The following is an 18681-nucleotide window of genomic DNA, read 5'->3' as shown; positions in this document are numbered from 1 at the left end:
GAGGCGGGGAAGTGGAGGCAACGAATGACATCATACCCGATCAGGGCAGGGGCAAACCTGCCAGTCTTAGCAACTGTGCAGTTTCGTACAGGGGCAGGCCCATGATGCCGGAATGGCTGCCTTCGATATGCTCGACGAACAGCGCGGCGCTGCCCTGGATGCCGTAGCCGCCGGCCTTGTCGTAGGGCTCGGGCGTGGCGCAGTAGGCGGCGATCGAGGCGGGCGAGAGCACGCCGAAGCGCACTTGCGACACCTGCGTGCGCTGCTCGGCGAAGTCCTTGTAGTGCACGGCGATCGAGGTGAGTACCTGATGCGTGCGGCCCGACAGTTGCTGCAGCATCGCCACAGCTTCCGCCCGGTCGGCCGGCTTGCCGAGGATGACGCCGTCGATGGTGACGGTGGTGTCGGCCGCCAGCACGGGGCGCGCTGTCAGGTGGCGGCGGCGCACCAGGTCCCATGCGAAGGCGGCTTTTTCATTCGACACGCGGGCGACATAGTCGAGCGCCGATTCACCGGGAAGGACTTCCTCGGTGACGTCGGCGCCGCGCGGGCCGTCGCTGCGCAGCAGCAGCAATTCGAAATCGATGCCGATCTGGCGCAGCAGTTCGCGCCGGCGCGGGCTTTTGGAAGCGAGGTAGATCTTGTGATCAGCCGTTTTCATGGGGGAGTTCAGACGCGGTGATAGGGGTGGTTTTGCGTGATCGACCAGGCACGATACAGCTGCTCGGCGAGGATCACGCGCACCACGCCGTGCGGCAGGGTCATGCTGGAAATGCGCAGCATGCCTTCGGCACGCGCCTTGAGCTGCGGATCGAGGCCGTCGGCGCCGCCGATCAAAAAGGCGGTGTCGCGGCCATCCTGCTGCCACGCCATCAACTGCTGCGACAGGCCGACGCTGGTCAGGTCCTTGCCGCGTTCGTCGAGGGCGATGATGCGCACGCCCTTGGGCAGGACGGCTTCGATACGTTCACGTTCCAGCGCCATCGCCGTAGCGGCGGTCTTGCTGCCGGAACGCTCCACCGGCTTGATTTCTTTCAGCACGATGCGCAATTCCGGCGGCATGCGCTTCGCGTATTCCGCGAAGCCCGTCTCTATCCAGGCCGGCATTTTATGGCCGACCGCAGCGATGATGAGCTGCATCGAGGCTTACGCTTCGACTTTTTTGATACGCTTGATCACGGTTTTTGCCGGTGCAGCATCGGCTGCCGGTTTGGCCGCGCGCGGGGTGCGCACTTTTTTCTCTGGCAGCGCTTTCAATGCTTTCACGGCAGCCGCTTCGGTCTTGGTCGGCGCGATTTTCACGGTCTTGCCGACAGCTTTCGAGGCGGCTTTTTTCGCCGGGGCTTTTTTCGCGGCGGTGGCTGCCGTGGCTTTCTTCGCTGGTGCTTTCTTTTCGATCACGGGCGAAACTTCGACCTTGGCCTTGCTCGCTGCCAGATGGCCGCTGATTTTCTTCGGCTCGTCGTCGCTGGCTTTTTTCGGCGCGCGCTTGGCGGCACCGAGCTTGATCGGGGTGTCGCCCCAGATTTCTTCCAGGCGGTAGTAGGCGCGGATAGGTGCTTGCATGATGTGGACGATCATGTCGCCCAGATCGACCAGCACCCATTCACCCGTTTCCTCGCCTTCCATGCCGATGATCTGGCCGCCGGCGTCCTTGACCTTGTCGCGCACCGAGGCGGCCAGCGCCTTGGTTTGACGGTTCGAGGTACCGGAGACGATCGCGATGCGATCGAACAGGCTGGTCAGGTGACTCGTTTCGAAGACGGCGATGTCTTGGCCTTTGACGTCTTCAAGGGCGTCAACGACGAGGGTTTGCAGTTTTTTGATGTCCATTTAGCTTTTGTATAAATTATGTTGTTCAATATAGTCTAGCACTAGCGGGGAAACAAGCGAGTTTGCCCGATTCCCCCGTTGTAATGCCGCACGTATTTCGGTGGCGGAGATATCCACCGCGAAGTCCTGTGCCAGATAAGTCAGACCGTGCGGCGTGTTGCGGATGCTGTCCAGCGACCCCAGGCGGCGCGAAAATTCGTCGGCGACCACTTGCGGTACTGCTGTGTCATTCAGCGCGAAGCCTGGGCGGGCCGCGACGCAGATATGCGCGTATTCAAATAATTGCTGCCATTCGCGCCATGTCGCGAGCCGCTGCAGCTGGTCGGCGCCCATCAAAAAAACGATGGAAGCGCGCGCTCCCAGCTCGGCGCGTACCTGGCGCAAGGTATCGATGGTGTAGCTGGCCTGGCCATGTTCGCTGCGCTCGATTTCCTGGTGGTCGATCACCACCGGCAGCGGCAAGCCGGCAAACGCCAGGCTGGCCATCTCGGCGCGCTGCTGGCCGGTGGCGCCCAGCTTGCTCTTTTGCCATGGCGCGCCCGCCGGAATCACGCGCAGCTCATCGGCGTGCAGCAGGCTGGAAAAATGCGTGCCCAGCGCGACATGGCCCATGTGCACCGGATCGTAGCTGCCACCGAGTAGCGCCACGCATGCCGTACTGCCTTCCTTCACGCCTGCAGCCAGTCGCGATGCACGAGGAAGTCAGTATACAACGCCGCTTCGGGACTGCCCGCTTCCGGGTGCCAGTCGTAGCGCCACTTGACCACGGGCGGCATCGACATCAGGATCGCCTCGGTGCGTCCGCCCGACTGCAGGCCGAACAGGGTGCCGCGGTCGAACACGAGGTTGAACTCGACATAACGTCCGCGCCGGTAGCACTGGAAATCGCGTTCGCGTTCGCCGTAGGGCGTATCCTTGCGGCGCGCCAGGATCGGCACATACGCGTCGATGAAGGCGTCGCCGGCGCTGCGCATCATGGCGAAACTGTCGTCAAAGCCCAGGGCATTGAAGTCGTCGAAGAAGATGCCGCCGGCGCCGCGCGCTTCGCGCCGGTGCTTCAGGTAGAAATAGTCGTCGCACCACTGCTTGAACTTCGGATGCAGCTGCGCGCCAAACGGCGCCAGCGCATCATGGCATACCTGGTGAAAGTGCTTCACGTCGCCCGCGTCGCCATAATACGGCGTCAGGTCCATGCCGCCGCCGAACCACCATACGGGGGCGCCATCGGCATTCACGGTGGTGAAAAAGCGCACGTTCATGTGCACCGTCGGCGCATACGGATTACGCGGATGCAGCACCAGCGACACGCCCATCGCTTCCCACGCCTTGCCACCGAGTTCAGGGCGCGCGGCCGCTGCCGATGGCGGCAGTGCGGCGCCGGTGACGTGCGAAAAATTCACGCCGCCACGCTCGAACACATTGCCTTCCTCGATCAGCCGCGAAATGCCGCCGCCGCCCTCGGGGCGCTGCCAGGCATCGGTCAGGAAAGGCTTGCCGTCCTGCGCTTCGAGCGCCTGCACGATACGGCTTTGCAAATCGAGCAAATAGGCCTTGACGGCCGAAGGAGAGGGAGTTGACGACATCGCGTGGGCCGACGAGGCCGAAATAAAAAAGTAAGGACGGATTGTACCCTGTTACGCGTTTTTGTGATAGCGCGGCGCTGGCGCCGTGCGTTTGTGTTGTGCTTCAGCGCGCAAGCGCCGTGGCGCCGTCCTGCACCACCGTGATGGACAGGTCCGTCCCGGCGCCGGGCACGCGCGCACTCTCGACTGCCTGCGCGGCGCGCTGCTGCAAGTCGGGCCGTTCGACGCCCTGCCCGGTGGCAGGGGCGGCGGCGGGGGCGGGCGCCTGCCTGGCCACGATGGCGCGGCCGGCAAAGGCCAGCAGCAGCACCAGCAGCGCGGCCATCACCCAGGTTGCCGGGCGCGCATAGGCGGGGCGCTCGCGGCGCGCCTGGCGCGCGGCGCCATCGACGATGATGCGGCCCAGCTCCGAGCCGTGCTGGCGCGTGCGCAGTAACTCGAATTGCTGCGCCGTCAAGGTGCCTTGCCGCAGCATGTCGCGCAGGGCGTCAATCGGCGAGGCGAGCAGGCGGTCCGCAGGCAGGCTGGCGTGGGCGGCGTCGCGCTGCCACTGGCTGATCAGGTCTTCGTGGTACAGGGCGTCGATGGCCTGGCCGTTGACCAGCTTGAGCGCGTCGGCGGCCAGTTGCTGGCGTTCGAGCAGGGCCGCGCCGCCATGCCGGCGCGGCAGCTCCTGTACGCGCCGCAGGAAGTCGTCCTGCGGCAGCAGGTCGGTGCGCAGCAGCCATGCCAGGGCCTCGGCGGCAGTCGCGCCGGCGGCCAGCCGTGGCATGTCGATGTCGTCCTCCTCGTCCAGAGCGAGGAGCGCCAGTTCGTCGATGGCGTCGTCGAGTTCATTGTCCGTGATCAGGCGCAGTTGGCGCACCTGGACGAGGGCGGGGTGGCGGTGGCTGGTCATGGGCTGCAGCTTTGTCTGAAAGGCAAAATCTTAGCGCAAGGCCCGTTTTCCTGGCGCGCCTATGCAAACGGGGCCGGGGCGGATGCATTCCGCGCCGGCCCCGCCGTTTGCCGCAAGCGGCGTGCCAACAACCTTAGTGCTTCAGGCCGCGCCAGCCGATGTCGCGGCGGTATTGCGCGCCGTCGAAATGGATTTTTTCCACCGTTTCATATGCCTGCTTTTGCGCCATCTTGATGCTGTCGCCCAGGCCGACCACGCACAGTACGCGCCCGCCGTTGGTGACCAGGCGTTCGCCCTCGATGCGGGTGCCCGCATGGAAGGTGACGGAGTCAGGCGTTTCGGCCGGGATGTCGCCGATTGGCGTACCCTTGACGGGATCGTCCGGGTAGCCGGCGGCAGCCATCACGACGCCGACAGCGGTGCGGCGGTCCCATTCCAGTTCCACGGCGTCGAGCGTGCCATTGACGGCGTGCTCCATGACGGTCACCAGGTCGGTCTTCAGGCGCGCCATGATCGGCTGCGTTTCCGGGTCGCCCATGCGGCAGTTGAATTCCAGCGTCTTCGGCGTGCCCTTGTCGTCGATCATCAGGCCCGCGTACAGGAAGCCTGTGAACGTGATGCCATCCTTGGCCATGCCCTGGATGGTCGGCACGATGATCTCGCGCATGACGCGCGCATGCATGGCCGGCGTGACGATCGGTGCCGGCGAATACGCGCCCATGCCGCCCGTGTTCGGGCCCTGGTCGTGGTCCTTCAGGCGTTTATGGTCCTGACTGGTGGCCAGCGGCAGGATGTTCTTGCCGTCGCACATGACGATGAAGCTCGCTTCTTCGCCGGCGAGGAATTCCTCGATGACGATGCGCGCGCCGGCGTCGCCGAACTGGTTATCGGACAGCATCATGTCGACCGCCTGATGCGCTTCTTCCAGGGTCATGGCAACGACCACGCCCTTGCCGGCGGCCAGGCCGTCAGCCTTGATGACGATGGGCGCGCCCATGGCGTCGATGTAGGCATGCGCGGGCGCGACGTCGGAAAACGTCTGGTAGGCGGCCGTCGGGATGCCGTGGCGCTGCATGAAGGCCTTGGCGAAGTCTTTCGACGATTCCAGCTGCGCCGCTTCTTTCGTCGGGCCGAAGATTTTCAGGCCGCGCGAGCGGAACAGGTTGACGATGCCCGCCGCCAGCGGCACTTCCGGACCGACGACGGTCAGGCCGATGTGTTCCTGCTGAACGAAGTCGGCCAGCAATTGCGGGTCGCTGATGTCGAGATTGACCAGGCGCGCATCGCGCCCGGTGCCGCCGTTGCCCGGCGCGACATACACCATCTGTATGCGTTCGGACTGGGCCAGTTTCCAGGCCAGGGCGTGTTCGCGGCCGCCAGAGCCGACTACCAGAATTTTCATAGGGACCGTTCGTTCAATGTGGGTTGCAGGGCGGCGGTGCCGCCCTTGAGTACAGAGTGATTAATTCTCTATCAGCGCGTTGGTAAACACTTCCTGCACGTCGTCCAGCAGTTCCAGCGCATCGATCAGCTTTTGCATCTTGATGGCGTCGTCGCCCGAGTACACGGTTTCCGTCGCCGGCTTCATGATGACTTCGGCTACTTCGGCCTTGAAGCCGGCCGCTTCCAGCGCTTCCTTGACGGTGGCGAAATCGTGCACGGGAGTGACGACTTCGAAGCCGCCTTCTTCATCGGCGATGACGTCGTCGGCGCCCGCTTCCAGGGCCGCTTCCATCAGCTTGTCTTCGTCGGTGCCCGGCGCGAACAGCAACTGGCCGCAATGCTGGAACATGAAGGCGACGGAGCCTTCGTTGCCCATGTTGCCGCCATTCTTGTTGAAGGCGTTGCGCACTTCGGCCACCGTGCGCACCTTGTTGTCCGTCATGCATTCGACGATGACGGCCGCGCCGCCCACGCCGTAGCCTTCGTAGCGCACTTCTTCGTAGTTCGCGCCATCGACGCCGCCGCTGCCGCGGTTGATCGCGCGCTGGACGTTGTCTTTTGGCATATTGGCGTCAGCCGCCTTGTCGACCGCCAGGCGCAGGCGTGGATTGGTAATGGCGTCGGCGCCGCCCATGCGGGCCGCGACCGTGATTTCCTTGATCAGGCGCGTCCAGATTTTGCCGCGCTTGGCATCGGTGGCAGCCTTTTTATGCTTGATATTGGCCCATTTGCTATGTCCTGCCATGTCGAATCTTCCTTAGACGGGTGTTCAATTGTGGCCGACATTTTAGCATATCGGCCCCCTGCGAAGCGGCATGGCCCCGTCATCAGGATGACACAATCTGTTGCTAAAGTGACGCGCTTTCACCATATCGAGGGCGCGACATCATGGCAAGTCAAATGGACAGGCGGCAATTTCTGAAATTGGGCGGCTTTATCACGGTCTCCGTGGCCACCGTTGGCCTCGCCGCCTGCGGCAGCACCGATTACAGCGATCCCGGCGTGCCGCTGGCCTCGGGCAGTGACTGGAAATTCCCGCAAAGCGTGGCCTCGGGCGATCCGCGCGCCGACAGCGCCATGCTGTGGACGCGCGTCGTGCCCGCCAGTTTCGACGCCGTCGCGCCCGCCGTGGCCGGCAAGTCGGACGTGGCCGTGCGCCTGATCGTCAGCGCCACCGATAATACGGCCGCCCTGGGCGGCAATACGGCCCTGGCCGGCACGCCCATCGTCGATGCGAAATTGCCCCTGAAAGCCGATTTCGACAACACCCTGCGCCACAAGGTGACGGGCTTGCAGCCGGGCCAGGTGTATTTTTACCAGTTCATCGCCGGCGACGTGCGCTCGAACGTGGGCCGCTTCAAGACGGCGCCCGCCGCCACGGCCGATGTATCGCAGCTGCAGTTCGCCTACCTGACGTGCCAGGATTGGAGCATCAACCACTGGGGCGCGCTGTCGCACATTGCCGCCAATGAAAGCCTGGACTTCATCGTCCACCTGGGCGATTACATCTATGAAACGGTGGGCGAGGCCTTCCAGAGCGGCGCCGTGGAAAGCCGTCACGACCAGCTGAAATTGCCCGATGGCACGTTCAAGAGCGGCAGCGCGGGCGCCAAGTACGCGACCACCGTGGCCGATTACCGCTACCTGTACAAGAAATACCGCACCGATACGCGTCTGCAGGCCGTGCACGAGCGCTTCGCCTTCATCGCCGTCTGGGATGACCACGAGTTCACGGACGATGCCTGGCAGGATGCCTCCACCTATGAAGGCATCGTGGCGACGGACGGCAGCGATCTGCACCAGCCGGCGCGCCGCCGCAGCGCCAACCAGGCGTGGTTCGAATACATGCCGGCCGACGTCACGTTCGATAGCGCCGCGACAACGTTCCAGAACATCCAGATTTACCGCGATTTCCAGTTCGGCAAACTGATGCAGCTGGTGATGACGGATGAGCGCCTGTACCGCGCCGACCATGCGATTGCCGAGTCGACGATCAACCCGGCCACGGGCAAGCCGCTGGGCAGCGTCGGCAGCCGCTACCTGGTGCCGCAAGCGCTGTTCGACAGCGTGGAAGGGCAGAAGATGGCGGCCGCCACGAAAGCCGGCACGGACCCGCTGGCCGCCGTCGGCATGCTGGGCACGACCCAGCGCGACTGGTGGAAAGGCAAGATGAAGGCAGCGACCTCGACCTGGAAGCTGTGGGGCAATGAAGTGTCCTTGCTGCGCATGGGCCTGAATGGCACGGATGCGATTGCCACCTTGCTGGCCCTGAGCGCCATGACCAACGTGGGGCAGGCCATCGCCAGCACCCTGCCACTGGTGGGCGGCAGCGTGCCGCTGGCGTCCGCCATCGTGGCCGCTTCGACGGCGGGCGCCTCGACGACCGTGGCGCAAGCGGCGGCCATGGCGATCGCCGGCGCGGCAGCCAATGCCGGCGCGCAGGGTGCCGCCGCCGTGGGCGCCGGCTTGAGCGCGGCCCAGGCCGGCATCACTGTAGCGGCCTACAACAGCGGCTCGCCGGCCGCCGCCGCGCAAGTGATCGCCTTCGGCTGGATCAAGCCCGACGTGCAAGCCAAGGGCGCGGCATCGAGCTTTGTGGCCGCATCGGGCCAGCAAGCGGCGCTGGCGCCATTCTTCACGCGCTTCCTGCTCAATTGCGACCAGTGGGATGGCTACAACAGCGAGCGCAAGCATCTGATGGCGCACCTGAAAAACAATGCCATCGGCAACGTGGTGGCGCTGACCGGCGATATCCACTCGTTCTTTGCCGGTACCGTCAGCGATGATTTCGACGCCGCTGGCGGCGGCACGCCCGTCATGGTGGACCTGGTGTCGGCCGGCGTCAGCTCGGACTCCTTCTTCAGCTACCTGAAGTCGGCGGCCGGCAGCTTGGGCAATATCGGCACCCTCGTCAGCTATCCGCTGGCCATCCCCGTCACGGGCCTGGGCACGGTCAATCTCGACGTCAATCTGCTCGACTACACCATGGGCAAGGCGGCACCCACCGTCGACAGCCTGCTGGAGCAATTGCGCGTGCAGCTGCGCGGCGCGCTGGCCGCCAAGGGCGTGCCGGAAGCGCAACTCGATGCGACGGTCGCAGCCGTGCAGGCGGGCTTGAAAGCGAGCACTGACTTCAGCGTGACCCTGCTGGGCCTGGCGCAGCAATTGTCCGGCCTGGGCAACAATCCGTGGATCAAACATTTGAATACGGATGCGCAGGGCTACACGGTGGTCACCTTGACCCCAGGCAAGCTGGTGGCGCAGTTCAAGCAGGTGAATAAACTGATCGGCACGGCGGCACCCGCGAACGTGATTGCACGCGTGACGACGGCGACGGTCACGGCGTGGGCGGCGGCGGTGGTGGTCTCGTAATCCGCCGTCGGTTTTATGTGGGGTCAGACGGGGACGCCGGGTCTGACCCCAACTTTTGCCTTACAATCTGGGCATGAGCTCCAGTTCCCCGCAAGCAAGCCCTCCATCCATTCCCCGTTCCGTCTACCTCGGTGGCCTGGCCATCGCCGTGGGCGGGGCGGTGCTGTTTTCCACCAAGGCCATCGTCGCCAAGCTGCTGTACCGCTACCAGATCGACGCCGTCACCCTGATCGCTTTCAGGATGATTTTTTCGCTGCCCGTGTTCGCCGTCATCGCCTGGTGGAAGATGCGCACGGAGCCGCCGCTGTCGAACCGCGACCGCCTGCGCCTGGTCGGGCTGGGCCTCGTCGGCTACTACCTGTCCAGCTATCTGGATTTCCTGGGCCTGCAATATATTTCCGTGGGGCTGGAGCGGCTGATCCTGTTCCTCACGCCCACGTTTGTGCTCTTGATTACCACCGTGTACTTCAAGCAGACCATCAGCCGCCTGCAGTGGCTGGCCCTATTTACCTCGTATTGCGGCATCGTGCTGGTGTTCGTGCACGACTTGCAGGGCGGCGCCAGCAATGTGGCGCTGGGGTCGACCCTGGTGCTGGGTTCGGCCTGCGCGTATGCCGTGTATCTGCTGGGCTCGGGTGAATTGGTAAAACGCATCGGCTCCATGCGCCTGGTCAGCTACGCGATGTGCGTGGCCAGCTTTGCCTGCATCGCCCAATTCTTCATCCTGCGCCCCGTCGAGCTGCTGATCCAGCCCATGCCCGTGTATGGCTTGTCATTGCTGAATGGCATCTTTTGCACGGTCATGCCCGTCTTCATGACGATGATCGCCGTCGAGCGCATCGGCGCGCCCGTCGCCTCGCAGGCGGGTATGATCGGCCCCGTATCGACCCTGTTCCTGGGTGCCATGATCCTCGATGAACCGATCACCAACTGGCAACTGGCTGGCACCAGCCTTGTGCTCGCCGGGATTTACTTGCTGTCGAAAAAGAAATAATTCCTCCACCCACTGAAAAGTCCTCACCATGAAAACACGCATCGCCCTGATTGCCCACGACAAGAAAAAAGATGACATGATTACCCTGGCGGGCGAATACCTGGACTTTTTGAAGGGTTGCGAACTGTCGGCTACGGGCACCACGGGCGGCCGCCTGATCAATGAGCTGGGCTTGCAGGTGGAACGCAAGCATTCCGGTCCGTTCGGCGGCGACTTGCAGATCGGTTCGCTGCTGGTGGAAGGCTTGATCGATTGCGTGATCTTCCTGCGCGACCCGATGACGCCGCAGCCGCATGAGCCGGACATCAATGCCCTGGTGCGCGCCTGCGACGTGCACAACGTGGCGTGCGCAACGAATCTGTCGTCGGCGCACCTGGTGCTGTCGCAACTGCAGGCGCAGGCCGTTGCTGCCGCCTGATTCACCCAGACAAGGAGATGAGCATGAGCGCAACGATTACCACCAAGGCCATCCGCATGCAGCGCGTGGGCGGCCCGGAAGTGATGGAATATGTGGATGTGGAACTGCCGCCGCCCGGCCCCGGCGAAGCGCGCGTGAAACACGAGGCGATCGGCCTCAATTTCATCGACGTGTATTTCCGCACGGGCTTGTACCCGCAGCCTCTGCCCAATGGCCTCGGCGTCGAGGGGGCGGGCATCGTCGAGGCTGTGGGCGAGGGCGTCACGGAAGTGAAGGTCGGCGACCGGGTGGCGTATGCGGCGCGCATCAATGGCGCGTATGCGCAGCAGCGCAACTTGCCGGCGGCCCTGCTGCTGGTGTTGCCCGAGCGCATAGCTTTCGATACGGCTGCCGCCATGATGCTGCAAGGCTTGACGGTGCAATACCTGTTCCACCGCACGGTGGCCCTGAAGGCGGGCGACACGGTACTATTCCACGCGGCCGCGGGCGGCGTGGGCCTGATCGCCTGCCAGTGGGCCAAGGTGCTGGGCGTAAACCTGATCGGCACGGCCGGTTCCGATGAAAAAGTAGCGCTGGCCAAGGCGCACGGCGCGGCCCACGTCATCAACTACAACACGGAAAATTTCGTCGAGCGCGTGCGCGAGATCACGGGCGGCAAGGGCGTCTCCGTCGTCTACGATTCCATCGGCAAGGATACGTTTACGGGCTCGCTCGACTGCCTGGCGCCGCTGGGCATGATGGTCAGTTTCGGCAACGCCTCCGGCCCCGTGCCGGCGTTTACCCTCAGTGAACTGGCATCGCGCGGTTCGCTCTTCATCACGCGCCCGGCCCTGTTCAGCTATGCCTCGAACCGCGCCAACCTGGAAGAGATGGCGGCCTCGCTGTTCGGCGTCGTCAGCAGCGGCGAAGTCAAGATCGAGATCAACCAGCGCTACAATCTGGCCCATATCGCCCAGGCACACACGGACCTGGAAGGGCGCAAGACGACCGGCTCGACCATCATCGTGCCATGAGCGGCGGCAGCGGAAACGACGGCGCGCCGAAGTTCGGCCGCCTGCTGATCGTGCTGGCGCTGGCCGTGGCCCTGATCGGCGTGCTCACCTTTGCCGCCGAGGCGTATTATTCTTAGGTGAAAAAAAACCGGCTGGCGCATTGCTGCACCAGCCGGTTTTTTGTATTGCCGCGTCATTACTCTATCTTGACTTCGACTTTCCTGGGGACACCGCTCTGACCGGGGAAGTCGGCAAAGGCGCTCGCTACCATGGCCGGCATCACTTGCGACGTGGCGCGCTTGTTGCTGGTCGATTGCACGGTCACGTCATACAGTTTCTTGCCATTGCGGTCATTGATCGTGATGCGCAATTCGCGTTCGTATTTATGGCGCACGCTTTCTTCCACGTCCATCGGACCATACCAGTAGGGGTTATAGCCAAAGCGGCCATAGCCTGGCCATGCGCCGTAGCGATAGCCGTAGCGGCCAGGCCAGTAGCCGGGGCCATACCAGAATGGATCGGTCGCTTGCAGCACGCGCTCAGGATAGTCGACGGTGGAAAACTGCATCGCCACGCGCAAATTGGCTGCGGCAGGGCCGGACGCTTCGCCGAAGCCGTGCTTGGCCAGTTCCGCGCGCACCAGGTTCTGGTAGCTGCGGTATTCCAGCGTATCGTTTTCCGCCGCTGGCGCTTCAAACGCATACGATTTGTCCTGCAATTGCGCAGGCCACTCGTGGAAGACGGTCACATCGCTGCGTATGGTGGTGGCGCAGCCGGTCAGCAACACGGTCAATGCGGCCATCATGATGGTGAGATATCGTTTCATTGCATGATCTCCTGATAGTAGACGCAATTTATCGCTTAGTATTATAAGAATAGTTCTATTTGTTTCAATTCATTATTACAGAATGTTACCGAGCATGTCGGCCTGTAAGGGAATCCAACATTCCTGCGCCGAATCGCGACTATCGGGGGCTGGTGTTGGTAAAATAGGCTTTTGCCTCCGCTCCCACCCCAATCCCTATGCGCACAGACAGCCCTCAGACGATTTACCGCAAAGATTACACGCCGCCCAGCTTCCTGGTCGACAGCGTCGAACTTGGTTTCGATCTTGATCCCGCCCGCACAGTGGTGGCGAGCCGGATCCACATGCGCCACAACCCCGCCAGCACCAGCCGCAGCATCGAATTGCACGGCGAACACATCGAACTGGTGCTGGTGCGCCTGAATGGCAAGCTGCTGAAACCGTCGCAATACAAGCTGACGGCCGGCATGCTGACCATTCCCAAGGCGCCGGACGACGTGCTGCTCGAGATCGAGACCGTGCTGGCGCCACAGGACAACACCTCGCTGTCCGGCCTGTATGTATCGAACCATAACTTCTTCACGCAGTGCGAAGCGGAAGGCTTCCGCCGCATCACCTTCTTCCCGGACCGCCCGGACGTGATGGCCAAATACACGGTCATGCTGCGCGCCGACAAGGAACACTATCCGGTGCTGCTATCGAATGGCAACCTGATCGAGGAGGGCGACCTCGGCGACGGCCGCCATTACGCCAAGTGGGAAGACCCGTTCAAGAAGCCGTCCTACCTGTTCGCGCTGGTCGCCGCGCGCCTGGTGTGCCAGGAAGAGCGCTACACCCTGAAGTCGGGCCGCGAAGTGCTGCTGCAGGTATGGGTGGAAGAGGGCAACCTCGATAAAACCGACTACGCCATGCAGTCGCTGAAAAACTCGATCCGCTGGGACGAGGAGCGCTTCGGCCTGGAGCTGGACCTGGACCGTTTCATGATCGTTGCCGTGGGCGACTTCAACATGGGCGCCATGGAAAACAAGGGCCTGAATATTTTCAACACCAAGTATGTGCTGGCCAATTCGCGCGTGGCGACCGACGTCGATTACGCGGGCATCGAAGCGGTGGTGGGCCACGAGTACTTCCATAACTGGACGGGCAACCGCGTCACTTGCCGCGACTGGTTCCAGCTGTCGCTGAAGGAAGGCTTGACGGTATTTCGCGACCAGGAATTCTCGGCCGACATGATCGGCACGGACACGGGCCGCGCCGTCACGCGCATCGACCAGGTGCGCACCTTGCGCCAGGCGCAATTCCCCGAAGACGCGGGTCCGATGGCCCATCCCGTGCGTCCCGATTCCTTCGTCGAGATCAATAACTTTTATACGGTCACCATTTACGAAAAAGGCGCCGAAGTGGTGCGCATGTACCAGACCCTGGTGGGCCGCGACGGTTTCCGCAAGGGCATGGACTTGTATTTTGAACGCCATGATGGCCAGGCCGTGCAGTGCGACGACTTCCGCGCCGCCATGGCGGACGCGAATGGCCGCGATTTCACCCAGTTCGAGCGCTGGTACAGCCAGGCCGGCACGCCCATCGTCAGCGCTTCCACGCGCTACGACGCGGACAGCCGGACGTTTGAACTGACGCTGGCGCAAAGCTGCCCCGCCACGCCGGACCAGCCGAAAAAACTGCCATTCCACATCCCCGTCACCGTCGGCTTGCTGGCTGCCGATGGCCGCGACCTGCCGCTGCATGTGGACGGCGTGGCATCGAATGGCGCCACCAGCGTCGTGCTGGAACTGACCGAGGCGTCACAAACTTTCCGTTTTACGAATGTGATGGAAGTGCCCGTGCCATCGCTGCTGCGCGACTTTTCCGCGCCCGTGGTGCTCGAATATGGCTATACGGATGCCGAGCTGCTGCACCTGTTCCGCCATGACAGCGACCCGGTCAACCGCTGGGAAGCGGGTCAGCGCCTGGCCATGGAACGCTTGCTGAAATTGGCCAATGCCGTCAGCAGCGGCGCGGCCCTGGCGCTGGACGACACCTTCATCGCCGCGCAGCGCGCCTTGCTGGCCGATGACACGCTCGATCCCGCCTTCCGCGAGCTGGCCCTGATCCTGCCGTCGGAAACCATCATCGCCGAGCGCATGGCGCAAGTCGACCCGCAAGCGATCCACGCGGCGCGCCAGTTCATGCGCACCACCATCGCGGCAGCCTTGAAGCCCGAATTGCTGGCGCAGTACCACGCCAACCAGACGCCGGGCGAATACAGCCCCGACGCCCTGTCGGCCGGCAAGCGGGCACTGAAAAACCTGGCCCTGTCGTATCTGTTGATCGCGCCCGGGGCGGCGGAGCTGGACCTGGCGCGGCTGCAGTTCGACAATGCCGGCAACATGACCGACCGCGCCGCGGCGCTGGCCGCGCTGATTCATTCCGGCTCGCAGCCGCATGCGCAGGCGGCGCTGACCAGCTTCTATACCGATTTCGAGAACGAAGCGCTGGTGGTCGACAAGTGGTTCGCCATGCAGGCGGCCGCGCCAACGACCGATGTGCAAGCCGTGCGCCAGTTGATGACGCACCCGGCCTTCACCTTGAAAAATCCGAACCGCGCGCGCAGCCTGATCTTCAATTTCACCAACGGCAATCCATCGCAGTTCCATGCGGCCGATGGCAGCGGCTACGCCTTCTGGGCCGAGCAAGTCATCGCGCTCGACGCCCTGAACCCGCAGGTGGCCGCCCGCCTGGCGCGCTCGATGGACCGCTGGCGCCGTTACGTGCCCGCACTGCAAAGCCACATGCGCGACGCGCTGGAACAAGTCGCCGGCCAGGCCAGCCTGTCGAATGACGTGATGGAAGTGGTCAGCAAGGCACTCGCGAACTAATTCAGGGGTCAGACCCGCCGGGTCTGACCCCCAGCTTTTGCCTTTGGGTTAAGCAAAGAAACACCATTAAAACAAAAAGGGAAGTCATGAAACGCATCAGTCTTACGCAATACCTGGTTGAAGAGCAGCGCTCGAACAACAGCATCCCGGCCGAGCTGCGCCTGCTGATCGAAGTCGTCGCGCGCGCCTGCAAGACCATCAGCCACGCCGTCGGCAAGGGTGCCCTCGGTGAAGTGCTGGGCACGGCCGACACGGAAAACGTGCAGGGCGAAGTGCAGAAAAAACTCGACATCATCTCCAACGAGATCCTGCTCGAAGCGAACGAATGGGGCGGCCACCTGGCGGCCATGGCGTCGGAAGAAATGGAATCGATCCACCCGATCCCGAACCGCTATCCGAAGGGCGAATACATGCTGCTGTTCGACCCACTCGATGGCTCGTCGAATATCGACGTCAACGTCTCGATCGGCACCATCTTCTCGGTACTGAAAGCGCCGGAGGGCATGGGCCAGCCGACCGAGCAGGACTTCATGCAGGCGGGCAGCAAGCAGGTCGCCGCCGGCTACGCCGTGTACGGCCCTCAAACCATGCTGGTGCTGACCTTCGGTAATGGCGTGAACTGCTTTACCCTGGACCGCGAAATGGGTTCGTGGGTCCTCACGCAAAGCAATATGCAGATTCCGCCGACGACGAAGGAATTCGCCATCAACATGTCGAACGCGCGCCACTGGCATCCGCCCGTGAAACGCTATGTCGACGAACTGCTGGCCGGCGACACGGGCCCACGCGGCACCAATTTCAACATGCGCTGGATCGCTTCGATGGTAGCTGACGTGCACCGCATCCTGAACCGCGGCGGCATCTTCATGTACCCGGCCGACCTGCGCGACACCTCGATGCCGGGCAAGCTGCGCCTGATGTACGAAGCGAACCCGATGGCCTTCATCGTCGAGCAAGCCGGCGGCGCCGCCACCGACGGCCAGCAGCGCATCATGGACATCGCCCCGCACAAGCTGCACCAGCGCGTGCCCGTGTTCCTCGGCTCGAAAGAAGAAGTGGCCCGTGTGACGGCCTACCACGCAGAGTAAAAAGCCGCACTTTTCCACGATTTTTCGCGGCCCTCAGCCGGGCCGCGAAAAAAATGCAAAAAAGTTCGCGTTGACACTAGCAAATTTTGTGCATTGTTTGTAGAATGTGGGTCTTCGCCGTTGTAGCTCAGTTGGTAGAGCAGCACATTCGTAATGTGAAGGTCGCCAGTTCGATTCCGGCCAACGGCACCAAGTATTCGCAGTAGAAAAAAACCACCGCACAAACGGTGGTTTTTTTTCGTCTGAAGCGTTGTTCCCCGCCAGCCTGCACCGACGCGCTCATCTACCGCCTAAATGACGAACTCCTGGTGCAGCACCGGCTTGTGCGCCAGCAGCAGCGACAGTTTTTTCAAGGCGTTGGCCAGGCGCGCGCGGTCGCGGATGCTGCCCAGGGAGATGCGGATGGCGTTCGGTGGTTTGCTGGCGTGGAAGGCGTCCGAGGCCGTGACGGCCACGCCCTGGGCGCGGGCGGTGGCGGCCAGTTCGCGCGAGGTCCAGTAGCTGGGTAGTGAAAACCAGACGTGGATGCCGTCGCTGCGCGGGTGGCTGGTGCCCGTCAACATCGTGCGGATGACGTCCTGGCGCGCATCGGCTTCGCTGCGCACGCCCGCCAGCAGTGCCTGCGCGGAGCCGTCGTGTATCCATTGCGTCGCCAGCGCCGTCGTCAGCGGCGTGGCCATCAGGGAAAACGCGCGCAGGGCTTGCACGAAGCGCTCGCGCAGCTGCGCGTCGGGCACCAGCGCGTAGGCCATGCGCAAACCGGGCGCCAGGCATTTCGACAGGGTGGCGATATACGACACGTTGCCCGGCGCGTAATGGGCCAGCGGCGGCGGCGCGTCGGAGGCCAGCAGCCAGTACGGGTCGTCCTCGATGATGTGCATGCCGCAGCGTATGGCCACCTGTGTGATGGCCAGGCGCCGCGCGGCCGGCATGGTGTGTGCGGTGGGGTTTTGCAGGGTGGGATTCAGGTAGACCAGGCGCGCACGGTGCTTGCGGCCGGCTTTTTCCAGCGCATCGGGCAGCATGCCGTCCGCGTCCGTTTCCACGACGATGGTCTTGCGATTGAGCTGTCCCGCTGCCGAGCGCAAGCCCGGATACACGGCTGGCTCCGTCAATATGCTGTCGCCGGGCCGGCTCAGGGTCAATATCAGCGCTGCCAGCGCCGCCTGCGCGCCAGGGCAGGCCACCACCTGCTCCGCCTCGACGTGGTCGAACATGGGCGCGAGCCAGACGGCGCCCGCCGCACGGTCGGCCTTGCCGCCGCCGCCCAGGTGATAACTCATCAACAGATCGCTGTCCGTGCGCATCAGCACCTGCGCCACGCCCTGTTTCAGCAGGTCGTCGAAATCCACGCCTGCGGGAGGTGGCGGGATGTTCATGCTCAGGTCCATCATCTGCGTCAATTCCACTTTTGGCGCGGCCACATAGGTGCCGCGCGCGCCATGCCCCTCCAGCAGATTGCGGCGCTTGGCTTCGTCATAGGCGCGCGTCACCGTCGTCAGGTCGATCTGGAACAGCGCGGCCAGACGGCGCTGTGGCGGCAAGCGGTCGCCAGGGCGCAGGCTGCCGTCGGACAGCGCGCGCTCGAGCATGTCGGCAATCTGCAGGTAGCGCGGACCGCCGTGCTGTACGAAGGGCGTGATCCACGCACTGGCCTGGCTATCTTCTTGTATGGCTTTTGATTTGGACATTCTGTTTATATGTATGGATATTGCCTCTGGCAATTATGCGGAAAATCCCCTTAAAAATCCATACATATTTGGATTCCCCGCTGGCCCCGCCAAGCCGGCGGAGATTGTTATTTCTATCAGGCATTTAAGTCTGGCTTCAAGGTGTGGCAGCGCACGGTGGCGCACGGCGGGGGCGGTTAAGGTAGTGCCAACAGCTTGCTGCTGATCCCGTATTTGATATGGCTCAGCCCGGCAGCGTTTAGCCGCTTCTTTTTCCCCGAAGCGAGGACAATCATGATTCGGTCACGGCATCGAGCATGGTTGAAATGATTCACTGTTAAAGGAAACCATCATGAACGCGATTGAAAAAACCAGCTCCGAGATGAACGGCACCACCCAGGATACCCGCCAGGACTTGCACCGCACCATCGACAAAGTGGCAAGCCAGGCCCAGCCCCTGGCCGACAAGGTCGCCACGCGCGCCCATGACGGCGTGGACCAGGTGGGCGAGCGCATCGAGCAGGTCAGCGATACCGTCAGCAAGGCTTCCGAACGCCTGATGGCGCGCGGCAAGCAATTGGGCGTCGCCTGCCAGCGCGCCGGCGAAACGGGGCGCGGCTATGTGCGCGAGCGTCCTGCCATGTCGCTGCTGATTGCGGCGGCAGCCGGTTATGGCCTGTCGAAACTGCTGGGTTCGCGTAAATAAGCGTAA

Annotated in this window: 17 protein-coding genes and 1 tRNA gene; 8 read left to right on the top strand and 10 right to left on the bottom strand. The window is 63.2% G+C overall.

Features of this window, described 5'->3' with window-relative positions:
• Nucleotides 1-40: 40 nt before the first annotated feature.
• From CLU91_RS11800 to CLU91_RS11765, 8 genes are all read right to left on the bottom strand, one after another.
• The gene (locus CLU91_RS11800) at nucleotides 41-661 is read right to left on the bottom strand and encodes a Maf family protein (protein ID WP_100874309.1); all 621 of its coding nucleotides are present in this window, start codon (nucleotides 659-661) and stop codon (nucleotides 41-43) included.
• Nucleotides 662-669: 8 nt separating this feature from the next.
• Nucleotides 670-1140 (bottom strand): 23S rRNA (pseudouridine(1915)-N(3))-methyltransferase RlmH, encoded by a 471-nt coding sequence (gene rlmH, locus CLU91_RS11795; RefSeq protein WP_034747108.1) that lies wholly within the window; start codon nucleotides 1138-1140, stop codon nucleotides 670-672.
• Nucleotides 1141-1146: 6 nt separating this feature from the next.
• On the bottom strand, nucleotides 1147-1833 hold the full coding sequence (rsfS, locus tag CLU91_RS11790; RefSeq protein WP_100874308.1) for a ribosome silencing factor: 687 nt from the start codon (nucleotides 1831-1833) through the stop codon (nucleotides 1147-1149).
• Entirely contained in the window at nucleotides 1834-2505 is a 672-nt protein-coding gene (locus tag CLU91_RS11785) for a nicotinate-nucleotide adenylyltransferase (RefSeq protein WP_269800634.1), read from the bottom strand.
• Nucleotides 2502-3416 carry an oxygen-dependent coproporphyrinogen oxidase gene (hemF, locus tag CLU91_RS11780; protein ID WP_100874306.1) on the bottom strand — a complete coding sequence of 305 codons (915 nt, stop codon included), beginning with the start codon at nucleotides 3414-3416 and terminating at the stop codon, nucleotides 2502-2504. The genes CLU91_RS11785 and hemF overlap by 4 nt, the downstream gene beginning before the upstream one ends.
• A 103-nt stretch (nucleotides 3417-3519) precedes the next feature.
• The gene (locus CLU91_RS11775; RefSeq protein ID WP_100874305.1) at nucleotides 3520-4314 is read right to left on the bottom strand and encodes a hypothetical protein; all 795 of its coding nucleotides are present in this window, start codon (nucleotides 4312-4314) and stop codon (nucleotides 3520-3522) included.
• A 133-nt stretch (nucleotides 4315-4447) separates the two neighbouring features.
• A complete protein-coding gene (gene purD / locus CLU91_RS11770; protein ID WP_100874304.1) occupies nucleotides 4448-5716 on the bottom strand; it encodes a phosphoribosylamine--glycine ligase in 1269 nt (422 codons plus the stop codon).
• Nucleotides 5717-5776: 60 nt separating this feature from the next.
• Nucleotides 5777-6502 (bottom strand): YebC/PmpR family DNA-binding transcriptional regulator, encoded by a 726-nt coding sequence (locus tag CLU91_RS11765; RefSeq protein ID WP_034747129.1) that lies wholly within the window; start codon nucleotides 6500-6502, stop codon nucleotides 5777-5779.
• A gap of 143 nt (nucleotides 6503-6645) precedes the next feature.
• On the opposite strand from CLU91_RS11765, the gene CLU91_RS11760 reads away from it, so the two are divergent.
• The 4 genes from CLU91_RS11760 (at nucleotide 6646) to CLU91_RS11745 (ending at nucleotide 11554) form a co-directional block, all read left to right on the top strand.
• The gene (locus CLU91_RS11760; RefSeq protein WP_232730714.1) at nucleotides 6646-9129 is read left to right on the top strand and encodes an alkaline phosphatase D family protein; all 2484 of its coding nucleotides are present in this window, start codon (nucleotides 6646-6648) and stop codon (nucleotides 9127-9129) included.
• A 73-nt stretch (nucleotides 9130-9202) separates the two neighbouring features.
• Nucleotides 9203-10123: a DMT family transporter gene (locus CLU91_RS11755; protein WP_100874302.1), complete on the top strand. Its 921-nt coding sequence runs from the start codon at nucleotides 9203-9205 to the stop codon at nucleotides 10121-10123.
• Nucleotides 10124-10151: 28 nt separating this feature from the next.
• Nucleotides 10152-10541 (top strand): methylglyoxal synthase, encoded by a 390-nt coding sequence (locus CLU91_RS11750; RefSeq protein WP_035821766.1) that lies wholly within the window; start codon nucleotides 10152-10154, stop codon nucleotides 10539-10541.
• A 23-nt stretch (nucleotides 10542-10564) separates the two neighbouring features.
• Nucleotides 10565-11554, top strand: a complete 990-nt coding sequence (locus CLU91_RS11745; RefSeq protein ID WP_100874301.1) for a quinone oxidoreductase family protein — start codon at nucleotides 10565-10567, stop codon at nucleotides 11552-11554.
• A 175-nt stretch (nucleotides 11555-11729) separates the two neighbouring features.
• Here CLU91_RS11745 and CLU91_RS11740 read toward each other — a convergent pair whose 3' ends face one another.
• A complete protein-coding gene (locus CLU91_RS11740) occupies nucleotides 11730-12359 on the bottom strand; it encodes a DUF4136 domain-containing protein (protein ID WP_100874300.1) in 630 nt (209 codons plus the stop codon).
• A gap of 197 nt (nucleotides 12360-12556) precedes the next feature.
• Between CLU91_RS11740 and pepN the strand changes: the two genes are divergently transcribed.
• From pepN to CLU91_RS11725, 3 genes are all read left to right on the top strand, one after another.
• The gene (pepN, locus tag CLU91_RS11735) at nucleotides 12557-15211 is read left to right on the top strand and encodes an aminopeptidase N (RefSeq protein WP_100874299.1); all 2655 of its coding nucleotides are present in this window, start codon (nucleotides 12557-12559) and stop codon (nucleotides 15209-15211) included.
• Nucleotides 15212-15297: 86 nt separating this feature from the next.
• Nucleotides 15298-16299, top strand: a complete 1002-nt coding sequence (locus CLU91_RS11730; protein ID WP_100874298.1) for a class 1 fructose-bisphosphatase — start codon at nucleotides 15298-15300, stop codon at nucleotides 16297-16299.
• Nucleotides 16300-16415: 116 nt separating this feature from the next.
• Nucleotides 16416-16491 (top strand) — tRNA-Thr (locus CLU91_RS11725).
• Between the two features lie 98 nt (nucleotides 16492-16589).
• Here the strand turns inward: CLU91_RS11725 and CLU91_RS11720 are convergent.
• Nucleotides 16590-17990, bottom strand: coding sequence for an aminotransferase-like domain-containing protein (locus CLU91_RS11720; RefSeq protein ID WP_100874297.1), 1401 nt, complete (start codon nucleotides 17988-17990; stop codon nucleotides 16590-16592).
• Nucleotides 17991-18321: 331 nt separating this feature from the next.
• On the opposite strand from CLU91_RS11720, the gene CLU91_RS11715 reads away from it, so the two are divergent.
• Complete coding sequence (locus CLU91_RS11715) at nucleotides 18322-18675, top strand: DUF883 family protein (protein ID WP_100874296.1); 354 nt, start codon at nucleotides 18322-18324, stop codon at nucleotides 18673-18675.
• The last annotated feature ends 6 nt before the right edge of the window (nucleotides 18676-18681 follow it).

Origin of the sequence: Janthinobacterium sp. 64 (assembly GCF_002813325.1) — a bacterium.
Classification (GTDB): domain Bacteria; phylum Pseudomonadota; class Gammaproteobacteria; order Burkholderiales; family Burkholderiaceae_D; genus Janthinobacterium.
Note: the sequence above shows the minus strand (reverse complement) of the source record. Positions and strands in the feature narration are given on the sequence as shown.